Source organism: Thiohalomonas denitrificans, from assembly GCF_016841685.1.
GTDB lineage: Bacteria > Pseudomonadota > Gammaproteobacteria > Thiohalomonadales > Thiohalomonadaceae > Thiohalomonas > Thiohalomonas denitrificans_A.
Window position 1 is genome coordinate 1 of record NZ_JAENYR010000014.1, and the last position, 18,787, is coordinate 18,787.

Sequence of the window (18,787 nt, forward strand, 5' to 3'; positions counted from 1 at the left end):
TCACTGATTCGGGCCTGCGCAGCAGGGGGTACGGCTCGCAATGACGGCTAAAGGTTCGTCACCGATTCGGGCCTGCGCAGCAGGGGGTACGGCTCGCAATGACGGCTAAATGTTCGTTACTGATTCGGGCTGCGGAGCGGCGGGTATGCTCCTGAAGAACTTTCCCCGCTGTCATTACGAGGAGCCACAGCGACGAAGTAATCTCCTGCTCCCCACCCCCGGATTGCCGCGTCGCTTGGGGCTCCTCCTGATGACGGATAAGAGTTCGTCATCGATTCGGGGCAGCGCAGCGGCGGGTAGTGCTCGCAATGACGGCTGAACGTTCGTCACTGATTCGGGGCTGCGGAGCGGCCGGTGGGGCTCGCAATGGATAGCGCGCCGAGCATCTCCCAAAGTCTCCCGATTTTTCCCTTTTGATTTACTTCATCGTAATTGTACTCGTCTGCAGGTTCTACTTGATCTACAACTTAATCCATATTACCGGCAATATGTGCGGGTTCCGGGTGCGGGACGGCCGGTTACGACTCATCGATGACGGAGAATAACATTGCGCGCCGATCCGGTAATTGAGAAGCGACTGCAGAGCCTCGAATCCCATCTCACACATGAAAATCCGGTCTTGCTTTCCGCGGTCAAGAGCTTCAGGGAACTCGACCGTGTCGCCTATCGGATGGGGCTCCTCAAACGCACGCAGTCCTACGCGACCCTGATTCCCTGGTGGCCGCTGATTTCTGTTCTCGGGACCTTCTCTTCAGGAAAGTCCACGTTTATCAACTATTACCTGGATTACCCTCTCCAGCTCACAGGCAATCAGGCGGTCGATGACAAGTTCACCGTCGTGTGTCACGGCCGCGAAGGGGAGGTGCACACGCTGCCAGGATTGGCCCTGGATGCGGACCCTCGTTTCCCCTTCTATCAGATCGGTGAAGAGATCGACAAAGTCGCAGAGGGGGAGGGGCGGCGCATCGATGCCTACCTCCAGCTCAAAACCTGCCCTTCCGAGGTGTTGCGGGGCAAGATCCTCATCGATTCGCCCGGCTTCGATGCGGACGAACAGCGCACCTCGATTCTGCGCATTACCGAACACATTGTGGACCTGTCGGACCTGGTGCTGGTGTTCTTCGATGCCCGCCATCCCGAACCGGGCGCGATGCACGATACCCTGGAGTACCTGGTGGCGGACACCATCCGCCGGCCCGACTCGAGTAAATTTCTCTATATCCTCAATCAGATTGACACCGCCGCCCGTGAAGACAATCCCGAGGAGGTCTTCGGAGCCTGGCAGCGGGCCCTGTCGCAAAAGGGACTGACCGCCGGTCGTTTTTACACCATCTATAACCCGGAAGCGGCCAACCCGATCGACGACGAAAGCCTGCAGCGTCGTTTCGAGAGCAAGCGCGATCGTGATCTCGAAGAGATCCGTAGTCGAATGGAACAGGTCACCATCGAGCGGGCCTACCGGATAGTCGGTGCCCTGGAGTCCAAGGCACGGGATATCGAGGAGCGGGTGGTTCCGCTGCTGTCCGAAGCAATCGGTCGCTGGCGGCGGCTGACACTCGGGCTCGATGCCGTGCTGCTTCTGGTCGTGCTAACGGCCTTTCTGGTGATAACGATTCAGGCCGGCTACTGGGAGGGCCTACGTTTTACCGCTCCCTGGTTCCAGAGCCTGATGGAGAACGCCAACCTGGGCATTGCCGTTGCAGTGGTTTTGGTCGCCCTCCTGGCTTATCTGCATCACATCATGCGTAATATCGCCGGTCGCCGCGTCCTCAAGTGGCTCACGGCGCAAGCCGAGAGCAGTCTGGATCGGGCCAGTCTGGCCGGTGCCTTCCGCAAAAGCACCCGCTTCTGGCACCGCCCATTCAGTCAGACCCCGATTGGCTGGGGTCGCCGGGCCCGTAAACGCATCGCCCGCGTGGTTGCCGATACCGATCGCTTCGTGCAGAGCCTGAATGACCGGTTTGCAGACCCCACCGGCAAACCGAAGGGTACCGCGGAGGACAGCAAATCCGGATCGGTGGCGACAGTCCGCTCTGACAGCGAGATACAGTAAAGGCTATAATTGCCGTTGGCCGCCTCGGGGAGCGGCCGGTTTTTCCTTCAAAGGTCCAAAGCAAAAATGATAAAGGTCCTGCTTGTCGACGATCATGAACTGGTCCGCACCGGTATCCGCCGGCTGCTGGAAGATATAGAGGACATTGAAGTCTGTAGTGAAGCCTCCAGTGGTGAAGAGGCGCTGAACAGGGTCGCTGAATGCCATCCGGATGTGGTGCTGATGGACCTCAGCATGCCTGGGATCGGTGGACTGGAAACCACCCGGAAACTCTCACTGAATAGCCCGGATGTGGCCGTAATCATTGTTACCGTGCATACCGACGCCCCTTTCCCTAGCCGCCTGATGCAAGCCGGGGCGATGGGCTATCTCTCCAAGGGGGGGAGTCTCGACGAAATGCTGCAGGCCATTCGCGAGGTGAAGAACGGGGGGCGCTATATCAGTCCCAATATCGCCCAAAACCTTGCACTCTCGCTGATGGATGAAAAGGAGTCGCCGTTCTCGGTGCTCTCGGAAAGGGAACTGCAGGTCATGTTCATGCTGATCCAGGGTCAAAAGGTCGCGAGCATTTCCGAAAAACTGAATCTCAGTCCCAAGACCATCAGTACCTACCGCCATCGCGTATTCGAAAAGCTTAAGGTCCAGAACGATGCGGGGCTCACTCGCCTGGCTATGTGTCACGGGCTCCTGGATGGCTATTTATCTTCTAATCAGTAAGTTACGCGTGTTTTTTCAACAAAAAGTGAAGTCTGGGTTTTCTCCGTTTTCAGGGCAAATTGGTAGATAATCAGCACCATACAGGCGTCTCTTCATCTCATCTGTGAAGTGTTTGCGCCCTCCCTTCGCATTCCCAGGGAACCGCCGACCGGTATCGGCTTCCAACCCCCGAATGAGTACCTGAAAATCCAATGAACCCCGATAACCAGGAAACCTTCGATATCCAGGGTTTTCTCCAGACCTTGACCACCCGGCCGGGTGTCTACCGTATGCTCGACGGGGAGGGCAGGATCATCTACGTCGGTAAGGCACGAAGCCTTAAACGGCGTGTCTCCAGCTATTTCCAGCGCCGGGACGACTCCCCAAAAACCCGCAGCCTGGTCGCACAGATTCGCAGCATCGAAGTCACGGTAACCCAGACCGAGGGCGAGGCGCTGCTGCTCGAAAACAACCTGATAAAAAAGCACCGACCACGCTACAACGTGCTGCTGCGGGACGATAAGAGTTACCCGTACATCTTCCTCTCCGAGGGACCGTTTCCGCGCCTCGGGTTTCACCGTGGCCGCCGCCGGACCAAAGGGCGCTACTTCGGGCCGTTTCCCAACGCTTCGGCGGTTCGCGAGAGCCTGAGCTTGCTGCAGAAAATCTTTCCGGTGCGCCAATGCGAGGACAGCTACTACGCCAACCGGCACCGGCCCTGCCTGCAATACCAGATAAAACGCTGCACCGGCCCCTGTGTCGATCGGGTGGATGAGGCCAGCTACCAGGAGGACGTGCGCCACTCGGTCATGTTTCTGGAGGGCAAGAGCAGTCAGGTCATCGACGAACTGGTACAGCGCATGGAGCAAGCATCGGAAAAGCTGGAGTTCGAGCAAGCCGCCCGCTACCGGGACCAAATCGTCAACCTGCGACGCGTCCAGGAAAAACAGTACGTCAGTGGAGAACGGGGCGACCTGGACGTCCTCGCGGTGCACCAGCAGGCCGGCATCAGTTGCGTCGAGGTCTTTTTCATTCGTGGCGGCCGGAATCTGGGCAATCGTATCTACTACCCCCGGCACACGACCCATGCCCAGCCGGACGAGGTAATCGGTGCCTTCATTGCCCAATACTACCTGGCTAACCGCACCGACCGTCCGGTGCCTCCCGAGCTGCTGCTGAACCTCGAACCGGAAGACCGCGAACTGCTGGAGCAGGTCCTGGGGGAGCGGGCCGGGCGCAAGGTTGCAGTCACAGCCAAGGTGCGCGGCGATCGGGCACGCTGGGTGGAGATGGCAGTACGGAATGCGGAGCACGCCCTTAAAGCCCACCTGGCTACCCGAAGTAGTCAGCAAAAGCGTTTCGAAGCCCTGCAGGAGGAGCTCGGGCTGAGCGAACTGCCGCGCCGTATCGAATGCTTCGACATTAGCCATACGCAGGGTGAAGCCACCGTCGCCTCCTGCGTGGTGTTCGATAACAACGGACCGCTCAAATCGGATTACCGCCGCTTCAATATCGAAAACATCACCCCCGGCGATGATTACGCCGCGATGCATCAGGCGTTGACTCGACGTTTTCGACGCCTCAAGGAGGAAGACGGCAAGCTGCCCGACCTACTGCTCATCGACGGCGGCAAAGGGCAAATCACCCAGGCCGAAGCGGTGCTTGGTGATCTCCAGGTCGCGGGCGTGACCCTGGTCGGCGTGGCCAAGGGAGCGAGCCGTCGACCCGGACTGGAGCAGTTGATTATTTCCGGGCACAATGGCGCTGTCTCGCTGCCGCCCGATTCGCCGGCACTGCACCTGATTCAGCATGTCCGCGATGAAGCGCATCGTTTCGCCATCGCGGGCCATCGGCAACGGCGTGCCAAAAGCCGCCGCAGCTCACCGCTGGAGGCCATCGACGGGCTTGGGCCAAAGCGGCGACAGCAGCTCTTGCGCCAGTTCGGCGGGCTTCAGGAGGTAGTGCGGGCAGGGGTCGAAGACCTGAGTTCCGTGCACGGCATCAGCCGACAGTTGGCACAACGTATTTATGACACGCTGCATCCGGATGAGAAATAGATGAGATTCACCATACCCACAATCCTGACGCTCTTGCGCATCGTACTGATCCCGGTATTTGTGGTTTTCTATTACCTTCCGGTTGAATGGGCGCACTTGGCGACCACCGTCATTTTTGCCTCTGCCGCGGTGACCGATTGGCTCGACGGCTATCTCGCCCGCCGGCTGCAGGCGCATTCACCATTCGGTGCATTTCTGGACCCGGTGGCGGACAAGTTGATGGTGACCACTGCGCTGGTGTTCATCGTTGACAGCAATCCCACCGCATTCAACGGATTCTGGATGGCACTGCCGGCGGCCATTATTATTGGTCGCGAGATCACCATCTCGGCGCTTCGTGAGTGGATGGCCGAACTGGGGGCCACCGCAGCCGTGGCGGTAAGCATGCTCGGCAAGATAAAAACCACCGCGCAGATGGCGGCCCTGTTGCTGCTCATCTACCAAGAGCCCCTTGCGGGTTTGCCGACCGCTCTGGTAGGATTCGCGCTTCTTTACGTCGCCGCCGTACTGACGCTCTGGTCGATGGTGAGGTACATGAGGGCGGCCTGGCCGGTGCTTCTGGTGCGGGAAAGTTCGGAGCTTTAGCTGCGAGAGCTTGACACCGAAGCTCTCCTGAATACAATGAGCGTCGCTTTGAATTATGCGGGAATAGCTCAGCTGGTAGAGCACAACCTTGCCAAGGTTGGGGTCGCGAGTTCGAATCTCGTTTCCCGCTCCAAACGCCGAAACCTCGGCCGATAAGCCGGGGTTTTTTGTTTTTGGCTGGGTGGCAGAGTGGTTATGCAGCGGCCTGCAAAGCCGTGTACAGCGGTTCGATTCCGCTCCCAGCCTCCATATAAGAGTAAATGATAAAAAGCGGGAATAGCTCAGCTGGTAGAGCACAACCTTGCCAAGGTTGGGGTCGCGAGTTCGAATCTCGTTTCCCGCTCCAAATCGAAAAAAACCCCGGCCCTCGTGCCGGGGTTTTTGTTTAAGGTCAGCGAAGACCTCCCTTTTTGACCTACCGTTGGGTAGAATCGCAGCGATTCCACCGCCCGGGTGGCGAAATTGGTAGACGCAAGGGACTTAAAATCCCTCGGGGGCAACCCCGTACCGGTTCGAGTCCGGTCCCGGGCACCATTTATCTGACCAGCAAATCCCAAGTTCCTTCTGGCTTTTGTAGCTTAAGCTGAACCGGGTGGATTCTCTTCGAGGTCCTTGCGATAGGCCTCGACCGCCTGAATCTCCTCCTTCAGAGCTTCGAGGTATTCGTCCAGTGCCAATTTTTCATCCTCTTGCGAGGGCCGGCGCCAACAGCAGGGACCCGCTCCCCATGGTGGCGGTCCGTAGCTCGGATAGCCGTGAGGCCAAGGCCCCCAATGATGCCCGAAATAGCCACATCTTCCCTTCGGCATTGTGAATCCCTCCCTTTCGGATCTTTCAATCAATATAGTGGTCCATGCGGCAAATAGACCACTAGCAGCAGCGTGCCGATGAGGTGACAACTCACCTCAGCGATCCTCCGGCGATGACAGTAGTGCATATGCCGCCGGGCGGCGAATGCTTTGGAGGGCAGTTGGCTACCCTTACGCTGATATTTTGTCGCTCCGGAATGGGGCGGGAGGCTCGGCGACATGCGAGAAAAAGGGGGCGGCCCCAAGTGTGAACCATTGTTTCTCACCATCGGCGCTACGAGGAGTGGTTTGAGCATCACCAAGCAGCTCTTTCCGAACTACTTGCGGTACGCGTCTTGCTGCCCTGGGACGGTCGGGGACTCGAAATCGGGGTCGGCAGCGGGCGTTTCGTCGGTCCTCTGGGTGTTGGGTTCGGCATCGATCCAGCCGCCGAGATGTTCGTTTACGCCCGAATGCGGGGCATAAATGTCGCAGGCGGGGTCGCCGAAGCACTTCCTTTCGGGAACGCCACGTTCGATTACGCCCATTATCGTGACCACCATCTGCTTCGTCGACGATGCCGCAGCGATGCTGCGTAAGGCGGCACGGGTACTCAAGCGGGACGGAGTGCTCGTCATCGGCCTGATCGATAGGGAAAGTCCGTTGGGACAGGAGTATCTCGCCCACCAGAGCGAAAACGTCTTCTACCGTGAGGCGACCTTCTTTTCCGCCGCCGAGGTCGACGCCTTGCTCAGAAAAGCGGGCTTCACCGACTTCGCATGGCTGCAGACACTCACCACTCCTCTTTCGCAAGTCCGGGAAATTGAGCCAGTTCGTGCGGGCACGGGCCGCGGTGCCTTTCTAGCGGTCCGTGCCCGTGCCGGTACGCCATAAGAGACGCATCGCTCTTGGTGCGCAGCTGTAATCCTGTGTTGTCACTGTATCGTGCGTCACCACCCCCTGACGTTCCTCTTGCTAGTTTTGCAGGAGAAGAGGATGTAGCAGTGCTTGCCATGGGGCGAGCTACCGCAAGTGTGCGAGGTTCTCGAAGGAATATTCATGGGAAACACTTTTTGGATGGCATTCGGGGCCAGCTCGTTGGCCGCATTGGTGACCGCGACGGGCATTTATGCGATCCGTCACTTCGAGGGATGGGGCCGAAAATACAGTATCTATTTTGTCTGCTTTGCCGCCGGTGTGCTCATTTCCGTTTCCTTTCTGCATATCGTTCCGAAGTCTCTCGAAATGAATGCGAGCGCTCCTGCCTACTTGCTGATTGGCTTTCTCCTGCTCCATCTGCTCAATCGGTTCGTCACTGTTTTCGTCTGCGAACGCAATCCCGATTCCCACTATGGCATCGGCTTGATACCGATGTTCGGCATTGGCCTCCACTCTTTTATTGACGGCTTCGTCTACTCGGTCACCTTCACCGTCAGTATCTTTACGGGAACGGTAGCCGCCATCGGCATGGTGTTGCACGAATTTCCGGAAGGAATCATCACCTATCTGCTGCTCTTGCGAGGGGGCTTCAGAGAGAAAACGGCTCTCGTGCTGGCGTTACTGGCCGCCTCACTCTCCACTCCGCTGGGTATGCTGGTCTCCTATCCTTTCATCAGCGCGATCGATCCGCCATTGCTGGGCAGCATGCTATCGCTCTCGGCGGGTGCGCTCATCTATGTGGGGGCGACCCATCTTTTGCCCCAGGCCGAGAAGGAAAAGGCGAAATACAGTTTCTTGGCCCTCGGAGCCGGCATCCTGGTCGCAGTGGCAATCGTGCTCTCCCATTAATGGCATCGATTTCGGTGTATTCACCAACACGATAGCATTGTCGATGCTTGCAGCGATGCCCCCGAAACGGTCCAGGATGACACGGTGCGGTTCGCACTGCGTTCCTTGTGGTTCATCACCATCCCCGGTTGCAATGTACCCGCCCTCTGCTAATGCCTATAGGGAGCTGTCGTCCTGAATCAGGGCGCGCCTTTTCATCTGGAGTGCCCGGAGGCGGATTCCATGAACGATGTGTCGACCCGAGCCATTTCCGAGACCCCTCTCGCCGAGGAGGAATTGAACCGGATCCATGCCTATTGGCGTGCGGCCAATTACCTTTCAGTGGGCCAGATCTATCTGCTCGACAATCCGTTGCTGCGCGAAGCTCTCAAGCCGGAGCACGTCAAGACGCGCCTGCTCGGACACTGGGGCACCACGCCGGGACTCAATTTTATCTATGCACATCTGAATCGGGTCATCAGGGACCGCGATCTGGATATGATTTATATCTGCGGTCCCGGACACGGTGGGCCGGCGATGGTGGCCAATACCTACCTGGAGGGGACCTATAGCGAGCTCTATCCCAATGTGCCGCAGAGCACCGAGGGTCTTCAACAGCTGTTCAAGCAGTTCTCCTTTCCCGGAGGTATTCCCAGTCATGCGGCTCCGGAGACACCCGGGTCTATAAATGAAGGTGGCGAACTCGGCTATTCGGTCGCCCACGCCTACGGGGCGGTATTCGACAATCCGGACCTGATTGCCGTCTGCGTGGTCGGCGACGGTGAAGCGGAGACCGGGCCGCTGGCCACCGCATGGCACTCCAACAAGTTTATTAATTCCGTCCGAGACGGGGCGGTACTGCCCATTTTGCACCTGAACGGCTACAAGATCGCCGGTCCCACGGTGCTGGCCCGAATGGCGAAGTCGGAGCTTGAAGCTCTCTTCATCGGTTATGGCTACAAGCCCTATTTTGTAGAGGGCTCTGAACCGGAAGCGATGCACCAGCAGATGGCGGGTACGCTGGATGCGGTGCTGGACGAGATCCGCGAAATCCAGGAACACGCCCGCACCACGGGTGAGGCCCGGCGGCCCCGCTGGCCGCTAATCATCCTCCGCAGTCCCAAGGGGTGGACGGGTCCGAAAGAGGTGGACGGCCGCAAAATGGAAGGTTTCTGGCGCTCCCACCAGGTGCCGTTTTCGGACATGCTCAAGAATCCGGAGCATCTGCAGCTGCTCGAGGACTGGTTGAAGAGTTACCGTCCTGAGGAGCTGTTCGACGAAAAGGGGCGATTGCATCCGGAACTCGCAGCGCTTGCCCCCCGTGGCGATCGGCGTATGGGAGCGAATCCCCACGCCAACGGTGGTCTTCTCCTCAAAGACTTGCGGTTACCGGATTTTCGTCTATCGGCCGTGGAGGTGCTGAAGCCGGGGAATACGATCGCGGAAGCGACCCGCGTGCTGGGCACCTGGTTGCGCGACGTCATGAAGTACAATGCCAAGGCCGCCAACTTCCGCGTCATGGGCCCCGACGAGACCGCATCGAACCGGCTAAACGCGCTTTTCGAGGTAACGGATCGGGTCTGGATGGATGACATCCTGCCGGAGGACGAAAACCTCTCTCCGGATGGACGGGTCATGGAGATCCTTTCGGAGCACACCTGCCAGGGTTGGCTGGAGGGCTACTTGCTCACCGGGCGCCACGGTCTCTTCTCTTGCTATGAAGCCTTCATCCACATCGTCGATTCGATGTTCAACCAGCATGCCAAATGGCTGAAGGTGACTCAACGCGAGATCCCCTGGCGGCGCCCTATCGCCTCGCTGAACTATCTGCTGACCTCGCACGTGTGGCGCCAGGACCATAACGGCTTCTCACATCAGGATCCGGGCTTTATCGACCACGTAGTCAACAAGAAGGCTGACGTAATCCGGGTCTACCTGCCGCCCGATGCCAACTCGCTCCTTTGCGTGGCGGACAAATGCCTGCGAAGCCGCAATTTCATCAACGTGATTGTTGCCGGCAAGCAGGCCCAGCCCCAGTGGCTGGATATGGATTCGGCGGTGAAGCACTGCACGGCCGGTATTGGTATCTGGGAGTGGGCGAGCAACGACCGCGGCACAGAGCCGGATGTGATCCTTGCCTGTGCGGGCGATGTGCCCACCCTGGAGACCCTCGCCGCCGTGGACTTGCTGGACCGGCTGGTTCCCGACCTCAAGGTGCGGGTGGTGAATGTGGTGGACCTGATGACCCTGCAGCCCAAGGAGGAGCATCCCCACGGGTTATCGGACCGGGATTTCGATACCCTGTTCACCACCAATAAGCCGATCATCTTCGCCTATCACGGCTATCCCTGGCTAATCCACCGGCTCACCTACCGGCGCACCAATCACAACAACCTGCATGTGCGCGGCTACAAGGAGGAGGGCACCACCACCACGCCGTTCGATATGGTGGTACGCAACGACCTCGACCGCTTTCATTTGGTCAGCGATGTCATCGAGCGGGTTCCGCAGCTGGGCTACCTGGCGGCCTACGCCAAGCAGGTGGTGCGGGATAAGCTGATCGAACACAAGGACTACATCGCCAGGCACGGCGAGGACATGCCGGAAGTGCGCAACTGGAAATGGGTGCGCTAAGGGTGTTCACCGCAGAGACACAGAGTGCAGGAACCTCTAAAAATCCATTTTTCGTCACTTCCGCAAAAGCGGGAGCCCGGCAAAATCAACGCTGGATTCCCGCTTTCGCGGGAATGACGATTTATAGAAGTGCCCTATACGGAGAACTGCTTCCCGAAGACTCGAGCTTTAATCTTTATTCGTGACTACTCGCCCCCTCCGTCATTCCCGCGAAGGCGGGAATCCAGGAGCGGCACATGGATCCCCGCCTTCGCGGGGATGACGGATGCTCTGTATCGTGCTGGGTCTCGAGAGTGGACCTGCGCGAGTAGTTACCGTTATTCCTTTGATTGCCATAAACATAGCCTTCCCGGGTCGGGTGCAACGGCCATCAATCGCCCCTATTCTTTCGACAGTGCAGCCGTTTCGGCCTCCACGCGGGTAACGAACGGTTTGCTGGCCTCCCCGAAATAGATCGAGCGGTGGGGGAAGGGGATCTCAATCCCTTCTTTGTCAAAGGTCTGTTTTACCCTGCGTTTGAACTCCCGGCCCACTTCCCACTGCTTTATCGGTCGGGTTTTGATCCGGCCCTTGAACACCAGCGCCGAGTCGGCGAATTGATCCAATCCGAACACCTCGATGTCTTCGATGATAAGGGGCCCGAAATAGTCGTCCTCCCGCAGTGTCGCACCGACGCCCTTGAGCAACTCGATGACCCGATCCACATCCTCTTTGTAGGCGACGCCGATATCAAAAATATGGGCAGACCAGTCATGGGTCATGTTCGACAGGGTGGTGATGGTCCCGTTGGGAAAGATATGCACCACCCCCGAGAGGTCGCGCAATACCGTGGTTCGGAAATTCATGCTCTCCACCAGCCCGCCGGTGCCGTTGATGATGGCGATATCGCCCACCCGAATCTGGTCCTCGATAATCAGAAAGAAACCGGAAATGACATCCCGTACCAGGTTCTGGGCGCCGAAGCCGACGGCGAGGCCGACGATACCCGCGCTGGCGAGAAGCGGTCCGATCTCCACCCCGACGTCGCGGAGGACCACCAGCGCCACGACCACCCAAATCAGGATAACCACGCCCTGTCGCAATAACCGGGCGACCGTATAGGTACGCTTTTCAAACTCTTCCACCGCCTCGCCCCGTGCCTTGCTTCGCTCCACAAGATGCCGTTCGAGACGATTGATAAAACGCCGTGCAACGGCGATTCCGACCAGTGCGAGCCCTATCACCAGGCCGATTCGAAGCATGGTAATGACAAGGGCCTTCCACTGAAACAGCGCTAAAAATTCGTTGACGCCTTCCATCAAGTCTCCTTTCGTGGCGACCGGACCTCGCTCCGGAAATCTTCCGGACTAACCAGAAGATAGACCCACCAGCCCTTTGTGAATACCTTCCGTTGGGCTATCGAATGGCTAACACGGTGTCCCGGACACTTCCTTTTCTGCCCCAGCGAAGCAGTGCCTTGGGTAGCCGGGGGCAACCGCATACTTGTGCCGCTCGCCGGCTCGAGCAATATGAGTATGCGTTTACCCTGCATCGAGTAGCCATCCCTCACGGCGATGCGAGTGCCCACCTCGTTTTGCGGTGAAAATCAGGACTGCTACCCTTTATTGGAAGCACCTCCCAATTCCGAATACTACTGGAGGTCGAAATGAGTGATATCGGCAAGAGTATCCTTGACGGGCAAGAGAGACCCGAGGACCCCGAGAGGGAAGCGCGCCTTCAGGACCTGGGGCCGTGGGACGAGGCGTCCGTACGTGAGCGCGCGGAAACGGAGCAGATCGACCTTACGCCCACGCACTGGGAAGTGCTCGGATTTCTCCGTGAGTATTACCTCGAGCATGGCCGGGCCAAAAGTGGCCGCGAATTGGTCTATGCGCTCGATGACCGGTATGAAAAGCAGGGCGGTCGCCGTTTTCTTTACCAGCTCTTTCCGCGCGGACCGGTGACCCAGGGCTGCCACATCGCCGGAGTGCCCGTTCCCGCCTATACGACAGACCCCTCGTTCGGTTCGGTCGAGTAAAGCCACCAGCAGGCTTTTGCAGTTCGCCAATTGCTATACCGAGGCAGCGAGGCCCTGAGGTGCCTCGGTGTTTGGGTTATGCGATCATATCGGTCGTTGCAATACCACGGTAATCGATTTTTGGACAAAGCAGGCCTCTCCGATATTCCCCTCGTATGCGAAACGGCGGAGCAGTGCGAAGAGGCTGATAAAGTGGCCCGGCGCTGGGGCCTGCGCCGGGCCGAGACCGACGGTGAGCCGCTGAAACTTTACCTCACTGGCGAACGCCTGGAGCTTCGACAGTCAGGGCCGAGGGCGCCGGGCCCTGTGTTCGTGGATTTTGTCGGCGGAGCCGTGGGACATCGGCGGCGATTCGGCGGTGGCCGGGGTCAACCTATCGCCAAGGCGATCGGGCTGAAGAAAGGCCGCACACCGAGTGTCATTGATGCAACCGCGGGACTCGGCCGGGATGCCTTCGTTTTGGCAAGTCTGGGTTGTCCGGTCCGATTGATAGAACGATCAGCCGCTGTAGCCGCTCTTTTGGAGGATGGGCTTCGGCGAGCCAGACAGGATTCCGAAGTAGGGCCGATAGCAGAGCGCATGTCGCTTATCCGGGCGGACGCCAGCGACTATCTGCGCGGTCTCCCGGCTCACGAATGCCCCGATGTGGTCTATCTCGATCCCATGTATCCGGGACGGCGGAGTCGTGCCCTGGTGAAGAAGGAGATGCAACTCTTCCATCGTTTGATCGGCACCGATCCGAATGCACAGGGACTGCTTCCTGCGGCGCTGGAGTGTGCCCGCGAGCGAGTGGTTGTGAAGCGGCCCGATTACGCCCCGCCATTGGCGGACCGACCCGCCACACTGGCGTTCGAGACCAGGCGCAACCGATTCGATGTCTACATTATCAGGGCGATGAAAGCATCACCCTGAAACCATTTGCGTCGGTTTGGAAGGGCTTGTTGACCGAAGCCGCGGCCAGCCTGGATGCCGATCTCACCAGGAGATCACTCTTGCCGGGTGGCGGCCGCACAGCCCCTCACCCGAGCCGCAAATGGGCGTATTCCTGAACCCGACGGATTTCTTTCAGCAGGTGTTCAACGTCCGTGTCCACATCGTCGATGAGCCCGCGCTTGAGTTTCCTGTCCAGTCTCTCCGACGAGAACTTCAAGGCGGGTACCCCGCAGTAAATGGCCGCGCCGGTCAATTTATGGACACTCTGTTGCAGCCTTGCCCATTCGCGGCTCTGGAATTTCGCCCGGATGCCGCACTCGAATTGCGGCAACTCCTTGAGCAGCATGGCGAACAGTTCGCGGGCCAGTTCAAGACTGCCCCCTGCCTGCTCCAGGGCCAATTCGTTATCAATGACTTGGGGTGCTAAGTCAATCATCCCTGTAATTCCTTTAAGTTCTTGCGCCCTTGTAAGTTCTTGCGCCCTTGCGTCTTTGTGATGAGCTTGTGAAATCTTCCAAATAGAGGCCGGAAATGATTTCAGTGTACCGAAATCGGCATCGCGGGCAACCATGTCTTGCACGGCGAACGAATGCTCACTCGCTTCAAAGTATGAGGTTGCCCTGCCATGTCTTATAATCATGTTCCGTTTCAAGACTTCGGAGTGGGACATGGAGTACGCCACCATCGAATCACTGGTTGGCAATACACCGCTGGTGAAGCTACAGCGCCTTCCAACCGGCAGCAACGGCAATACCATACTGGTCAAACTGGAAGGTAATAATCCCGCCGGCTCCGTGAAGGATCGGCCCGCATTGAGCATGATCCGCCATGCCGAAGAGCGGGGTGATATCCGGCCGGGCGATACGCTCATCGAGGCGACCTCCGGCAATACCGGCATCGCGCTGGCGATGGTGGCGGCCGTCAAAGGCTATCGTATGCTCCTTCTCATGCCTGAAAACATGAGCATCGAACGCCGGGCGGTGATGAAGGCTTACGGTGCGGACATCGTGCTGGTAAGCAAGGTGGAGGGCATGGAGGGGGCCCGGGATCTGGCTGATCGAATGCAGGCCGAAGGCAAGGGTAAAGTTCTCGACCAGTTCTCCAACATGGACAATCCCATAGCCCACTACGAGACCACCGGGCCCGAGATCTGGCGTGACACCGGTGGTGAGATTACCCACTTCGTTAGTGCCATGGGCACCACAGGGACCATCATGGGTGTCTCCCGTTACCTGAAGGAACAGAAGCCAGAGGTCGAGGTGGTCGGTGTCCAGCCCGCCGCAGGAGCCAGTATCCCCGGCATCCGTCGCTGGCCGCCGGAATATCTCCCGAAGATCTTCGACGCCTCCAGAGTCAACCGTACGATGGATATTTCCCAGGAGGATGCGGAGCGCATCACCCACGATCTTGCTGCGAAGGAAGGTATCTTCTCGGGAATCTCATCCGGGGGCGCGGTAGCCGCCGCACTCCAACTCTCGGAACAGGTGGAGAACGCCACTATCGTCGCCATCATCTGCGACCGTGGCGACCGCTACATTTCGACAGGCGTATTCCCGGCCGAGTGATTGCTTCGAACAGGAAGTCCCCCTCTTCCTCGAGATCAACGAGGCCGTAGTAACTTTTCGCCTTCCAAACCCGCGAGCGCAGGATGCGCCGCGGGAGCGGCCCCGCCGCAGACCGGCCCGAAGGGCGTACTTCAGGGAAGGAGTCCGCAATTCCGTGAACTACTTTGCTCATCAATTCCCGCGGTCGGACTTCACATCGGTCCTGACGCCAATCAGCGACCGCGGTTCCACGCGCGTTTCCAGCAAGTCTTCGATCCAGCGCGTCTTCATGGGCACGACCGGCTTGCTGCCGCCGCGTTTTCGCTAAGCCGTGAGGACGATGGCGTAATGATCGGCTATAGGTGGCAGGGATAGCAGACAATCAAACAAAACGAGGATGAGTTCATGAATGACCGATCCCTACCTCTGGAGCAGATTCGGGTCGAAGACGACCGAACCGGGATGGAAATCGAGACCATCGAGCGGGCTTTCGCCGACAACCTGTTCTATCTGCAGGCAAAGTTTCCGCGTATCGCCACGCGAAACGATTACTACATGGCGCTGGCCTATACAGTGCGTGACCGTATGCTGCATCGTTTTATTAATACAGTGCAGACCTATATCGAGCAGGACGTGCGTGTCGTCGCCTATTTTTCGGCGGAGTTTCTGGTCGGACCGCATCTCGGCAATAACCTGATGAATCTCGGGATTTCCGATCAGGTCCGCCAGGCGGTAGAGGCCGCCGGGCTGGATCTGGAGAAACTGCTCGATCAGGAGGAGGAACCGGGGCTGGGTAACGGCGGTCTTGGCCGTCTCGCGGCCTGCTATCTCGACTCGGCCGCGACATTGCAGATCCCCGTCGTGGGCTACGGAATCCGTTACGAATTCGGGATCTTCGATCAGGAGATCCGTGACGGCTGGCAGGTGGAGATTACCGACAAATGGCTGCGATTCGGCAATCCATGGGAGATTCCCAGGCCGGAAGCGGCACAGTATGTGAAGTTCGGCGGCCACACGGAGCCTTACGTGGACGAGGAGGGTGTGTATCGCGTCAAATGGATTCCGGCACAAATGGTGAAGGGCGTTCCCTATGACACGCCTATCACCGGTTATCGGGTAAACACGGTGAACCCCTTGCGATTGTGGAAGGCGGAGGCCGTGGAATCCTTTGACTTCGAGGCATTCAATGTCGGCGATTATTACGGCGCAGTCGACGAAAAGGTGATTTCCGAAACGCTCACCAAGATGCTGTATCCCAATGACGAGCCGGAGAAGGGAAAGAGACTCCGGCTGCAGCAACAATACTTCTTTGTCTCCTGCGCACTGCAGGACATGCTCAGCATGCACCTGTTCCGCAACGGGCGTCTGGAGGATTTTTCGGACAAGTGGTCCGTGCAACTCAACGACACGCACCCCTCTATCGCGGTTGCGGAACTCATGCGTCTGCTGGTGGACGACCACCATATGGGCTGGGAAAGGGCATGGGGCATCACCACCCGCACCTTCGCTTACACCAACCATACGCTTTTGCCGGAGGCGTTGGAAAAATGGCCGGTTCCGCTGTTCGCCGAACTCCTGCCACGTCACCTGGAGATTATCTACGAGATCAACCATCACTTCCTGGAGGAGGTGCGCCAACGCTTTCCCGGCGATGAGGAACGCGTCGCCCGAATGTCGCTGATCGACGAAAGCGGAGTGCGCTACGTGCGCATGGCGCATCTCGCCGTCGTTGGAAGCCATACCGTAAACGGAGTGGCTGAGCTGCATACCGAACTGTTGCGGTCTGACGTACTGCGGGACTTCAATGAATTCGAACCGAAAAAGCTCACGAACAAGACCAACGGGATCACGCCGAGGCGCTTCCTGCTATTCAGCAACCCCGGACTCGCGGCGCTGATTACGGAATACATCGGTGACCATTGGGTAACCGATCTCGATGTACTGCGGGAACTCGAACCCTACGCCGACGATCAGGACTTTCAGTTGCGATGGCGCGATGCGAAGGGGGAGAACAAGGCCAATCTCGCCGCGTATCTCGACCACACCACCGGCATCCGGGTCGAGCCTGACAATCTTTTCGACATTCAGGTCAAGCGCCTGCACGAATACAAGCGTCAGCATCTGAATATCCTGCATGTCATTAGCCTGTACAATCGCATCAAACAAAATCCCGAAATCGCCATGACGTCGCGGACGGTCATCTTCGGCGGCAAGGCGGCACCCGGATATTACCAGGCAAAGCTCATCATTCGTCTGATTAACGGCGTGGGTGAAGTGGTGAACAACGACCACGATGTTGCCGGTCGGCTCAAGGTCGTGTTTCTGCCGAATTTCAACGTCAAAAACAGTCGCCACGTGTTTCCGGCTGCGGATCTTTCGGAACAAATCTCCATGGCCGGGAAGGAAGCCTCGGGCACGGGGAATATGAAGTTCGCACTGAACGGCGCACTGACCATCGGCACTCTCGATGGGGCCAACATCGAGATCCGGGAGGAGGTGGGTGAGGAGAATTTCTTTCTGTTCGGCCTGACCGCTGCAGAAGTGCGTGAGACGAAGCAACAGGGCTATGATCCGCGAACCTATTACCGATCCGACACCGAGTTGCGCGAGGCCATTGACCGGATTGCCTCCGGTCATTTTTCCCGCGGCGATCCCCATCTGTTTCGACCGCTTGTCGACAATTTGCTGGGCCACGGCCCTTATCTGCTGCTGGCCGATTACCGCTCCTATATCGATTGCCAGGACCGCGTGGCCGAAGCCTGGCGCGATCCTGCCCGTTGGACCCGGATGTCCATCCTGAACGTTGCCCGCATGGGCCGCTTCTCGTCGGACCGGGCAGTACGGGAGTATCGTGACGACATTTGGCGCGTCAAACCCGTTCCGATTTCCCTGAACAGGTGAAGGTGCAGCGGGTCGAAGAGCTCACCCGGTGGCATAGCCAGTTTTGTGCTGACGCTGACGCTGCCGGTGCCGCGGGTGCGTCCGGCTCTGCTGGGGCCATGTGCAGAACGACTCCACGGAAGACATCAGTTGTGTACTTGAAAACGATCTGAGTGGCGCTCTTCATCTCATTCCCATGGGGTCCCGCTCAGTCAGTGCTATACGTTCTCGTCCGCCTTGGAGTGCTGGATGGTGCCGTCCGGATGTTCGGGCGGGCTATAGAGCGTATAGAGGCGAAGCAACGAATCGGGCGAGGCTGTAACATTGTGTCTGGCGCCAGCGGGGATTACCACCGCGTCGCCATCTCCTACGGTATGCTCTTCACCGTCCAGGATCACCATACCCGCTCCCGATTCCACGCGGATGAACTGATCATGCTCTGGATGAACCTCCATTCCGATTTCCTCCCCGGGCTGTAGTGTCATAATGACGAGCTGAATATTCCGGCCCGTGAAAAGCACACGACGGTAATCCTGGCTTGCGAGTGTGTCCTTTTCGATGTTGGTAACGAATCCGATCATGAGATGCCTCCATGGTGAACCGGTCGCATTGCGGTCTCGTCAACAAAGATAGCGCGTAAACGCGCATCGGCCAGCTGTTAAACGGGCTGTCCATTTGGGGGGCGGTAGCTGCGGTCGAGACAGTGGAAGCCATTGAGCGAGGGAGCTCGGGATCCGTTCCAACAGACCAGCATTGTGCCCACTCGACTGTCCCCGGAATCTCCGGACTATCCTTGTAGTCAGCATTGGAGGAGGGGATGGGGATATGGCTGA

The 18,787-nt window shown here is 58.3% G+C and carries 14 protein-coding genes and 4 tRNA genes; 15 read left to right on the forward strand and 3 right to left on the reverse strand.

The window, feature by feature from the left end; all coding sequences use genetic code 11:
* Positions 1 to 547 precede the first annotated feature (547 nt).
* From Q7L05_RS04610 to Q7L05_RS04660, 11 genes are all read left to right on the forward strand, one after another.
* A complete protein-coding gene (locus Q7L05_RS04610) occupies positions 548 to 2,053 on the forward strand; it encodes a dynamin family protein (protein ID WP_303902651.1) in 1,506 nt (501 codons plus the stop codon).
* A gap of 66 nt (positions 2,054 to 2,119) precedes the next feature.
* Positions 2,120 to 2,770: a UvrY/SirA/GacA family response regulator transcription factor gene (gene uvrY / locus Q7L05_RS04615; protein WP_303902653.1), complete on the forward strand. Its 651-nt coding sequence runs from the start codon at positions 2,120 to 2,122 to the stop codon at positions 2,768 to 2,770.
* Positions 2,771 to 2,961: 191 nt separating this feature from the next.
* Positions 2,962 to 4,806 (forward strand): excinuclease ABC subunit UvrC, encoded by a 1,845-nt coding sequence (uvrC, locus tag Q7L05_RS04620; protein WP_303902656.1) that lies wholly within the window; start codon positions 2,962 to 2,964, stop codon positions 4,804 to 4,806.
* A complete protein-coding gene (pgsA, locus tag Q7L05_RS04625) occupies positions 4,807 to 5,391 on the forward strand; it encodes a CDP-diacylglycerol--glycerol-3-phosphate 3-phosphatidyltransferase (protein ID WP_303902659.1) in 585 nt (194 codons plus the stop codon).
* A gap of 57 nt (positions 5,392 to 5,448) precedes the next feature.
* Positions 5,449 to 5,524, forward strand: a tRNA-Gly gene (locus tag Q7L05_RS04630).
* Positions 5,525 to 5,566: 42 nt separating this feature from the next.
* Positions 5,567 to 5,640, forward strand: a tRNA-Cys gene (locus tag Q7L05_RS04635).
* Between the two features lie 21 nt (positions 5,641 to 5,661).
* Positions 5,662 to 5,737, forward strand: a tRNA-Gly gene (locus Q7L05_RS04640).
* A 101-nt stretch (positions 5,738 to 5,838) separates the two neighbouring features.
* A tRNA-Leu gene (locus Q7L05_RS04645) sits at positions 5,839 to 5,925 on the forward strand.
* A 740-nt stretch (positions 5,926 to 6,665) separates the two neighbouring features.
* Positions 6,666 to 7,073, forward strand: coding sequence for a hypothetical protein (locus Q7L05_RS04650; RefSeq protein ID WP_303902661.1), 408 nt, complete (start codon positions 6,666 to 6,668; stop codon positions 7,071 to 7,073).
* 165 nt (positions 7,074 to 7,238) lie between these two features.
* Positions 7,239 to 7,967 carry a ZIP family metal transporter gene (locus tag Q7L05_RS04655; RefSeq protein ID WP_303902664.1) on the forward strand — a complete coding sequence of 243 codons (729 nt, stop codon included), beginning with the start codon at positions 7,239 to 7,241 and terminating at the stop codon, positions 7,965 to 7,967.
* A 222-nt stretch (positions 7,968 to 8,189) separates the two neighbouring features.
* Positions 8,190 to 10,580, forward strand: a complete 2,391-nt coding sequence (locus Q7L05_RS04660; RefSeq protein WP_303902666.1) for a phosphoketolase family protein — start codon at positions 8,190 to 8,192, stop codon at positions 10,578 to 10,580.
* Positions 10,581 to 10,960: 380 nt separating this feature from the next.
* On the opposite strand, the gene Q7L05_RS04665 is transcribed toward Q7L05_RS04660, so the two are convergent.
* The gene (locus tag Q7L05_RS04665) at positions 10,961 to 11,878 is read right to left on the reverse strand and encodes a mechanosensitive ion channel family protein (RefSeq protein ID WP_303902669.1); all 918 of its coding nucleotides are present in this window, start codon (positions 11,876 to 11,878) and stop codon (positions 10,961 to 10,963) included.
* A gap of 347 nt (positions 11,879 to 12,225) precedes the next feature.
* Here Q7L05_RS04665 and Q7L05_RS04670 point away from each other — a divergent pair, with 347 nt between their 5' ends.
* Both Q7L05_RS04670 and Q7L05_RS04675 read left to right on the forward strand, forming a co-directional pair.
* Positions 12,226 to 12,597, forward strand: a complete 372-nt coding sequence (locus Q7L05_RS04670; RefSeq protein WP_303902672.1) for a TusE/DsrC/DsvC family sulfur relay protein — start codon at positions 12,226 to 12,228, stop codon at positions 12,595 to 12,597.
* 120 nt (positions 12,598 to 12,717) lie between these two features.
* Entirely contained in the window at positions 12,718 to 13,509 is a 792-nt protein-coding gene (locus tag Q7L05_RS04675) for a class I SAM-dependent methyltransferase (RefSeq protein ID WP_303902674.1), read from the forward strand.
* A 106-nt stretch (positions 13,510 to 13,615) separates the two neighbouring features.
* Here Q7L05_RS04675 and Q7L05_RS04680 read toward each other — a convergent pair whose 3' ends face one another.
* Positions 13,616 to 13,966, reverse strand: coding sequence for an Hpt domain-containing protein (locus Q7L05_RS04680; RefSeq protein WP_303902677.1), 351 nt, complete (start codon positions 13,964 to 13,966; stop codon positions 13,616 to 13,618).
* A gap of 232 nt (positions 13,967 to 14,198) precedes the next feature.
* On the opposite strand from Q7L05_RS04680, the gene cysM reads away from it, so the two are divergent.
* Both cysM and Q7L05_RS04690 read left to right on the forward strand, forming a co-directional pair.
* Positions 14,199 to 15,095: a cysteine synthase CysM gene (gene cysM / locus Q7L05_RS04685; RefSeq protein ID WP_303902681.1), complete on the forward strand. Its 897-nt coding sequence runs from the start codon at positions 14,199 to 14,201 to the stop codon at positions 15,093 to 15,095.
* Positions 15,096 to 15,479: 384 nt separating this feature from the next.
* Positions 15,480 to 17,975, forward strand: coding sequence for a glycogen/starch/alpha-glucan phosphorylase (locus tag Q7L05_RS04690; protein WP_303902685.1), 2,496 nt, complete (start codon positions 15,480 to 15,482; stop codon positions 17,973 to 17,975).
* Between the two features lie 197 nt (positions 17,976 to 18,172).
* Here the strand turns inward: Q7L05_RS04690 and Q7L05_RS04695 are convergent, their stop codons facing one another.
* Complete coding sequence (locus Q7L05_RS04695) at positions 18,173 to 18,535, reverse strand: cupin domain-containing protein (protein ID WP_303902688.1); 363 nt, start codon at positions 18,533 to 18,535, stop codon at positions 18,173 to 18,175.
* Positions 18,536 to 18,787 lie beyond the last annotated feature (252 nt).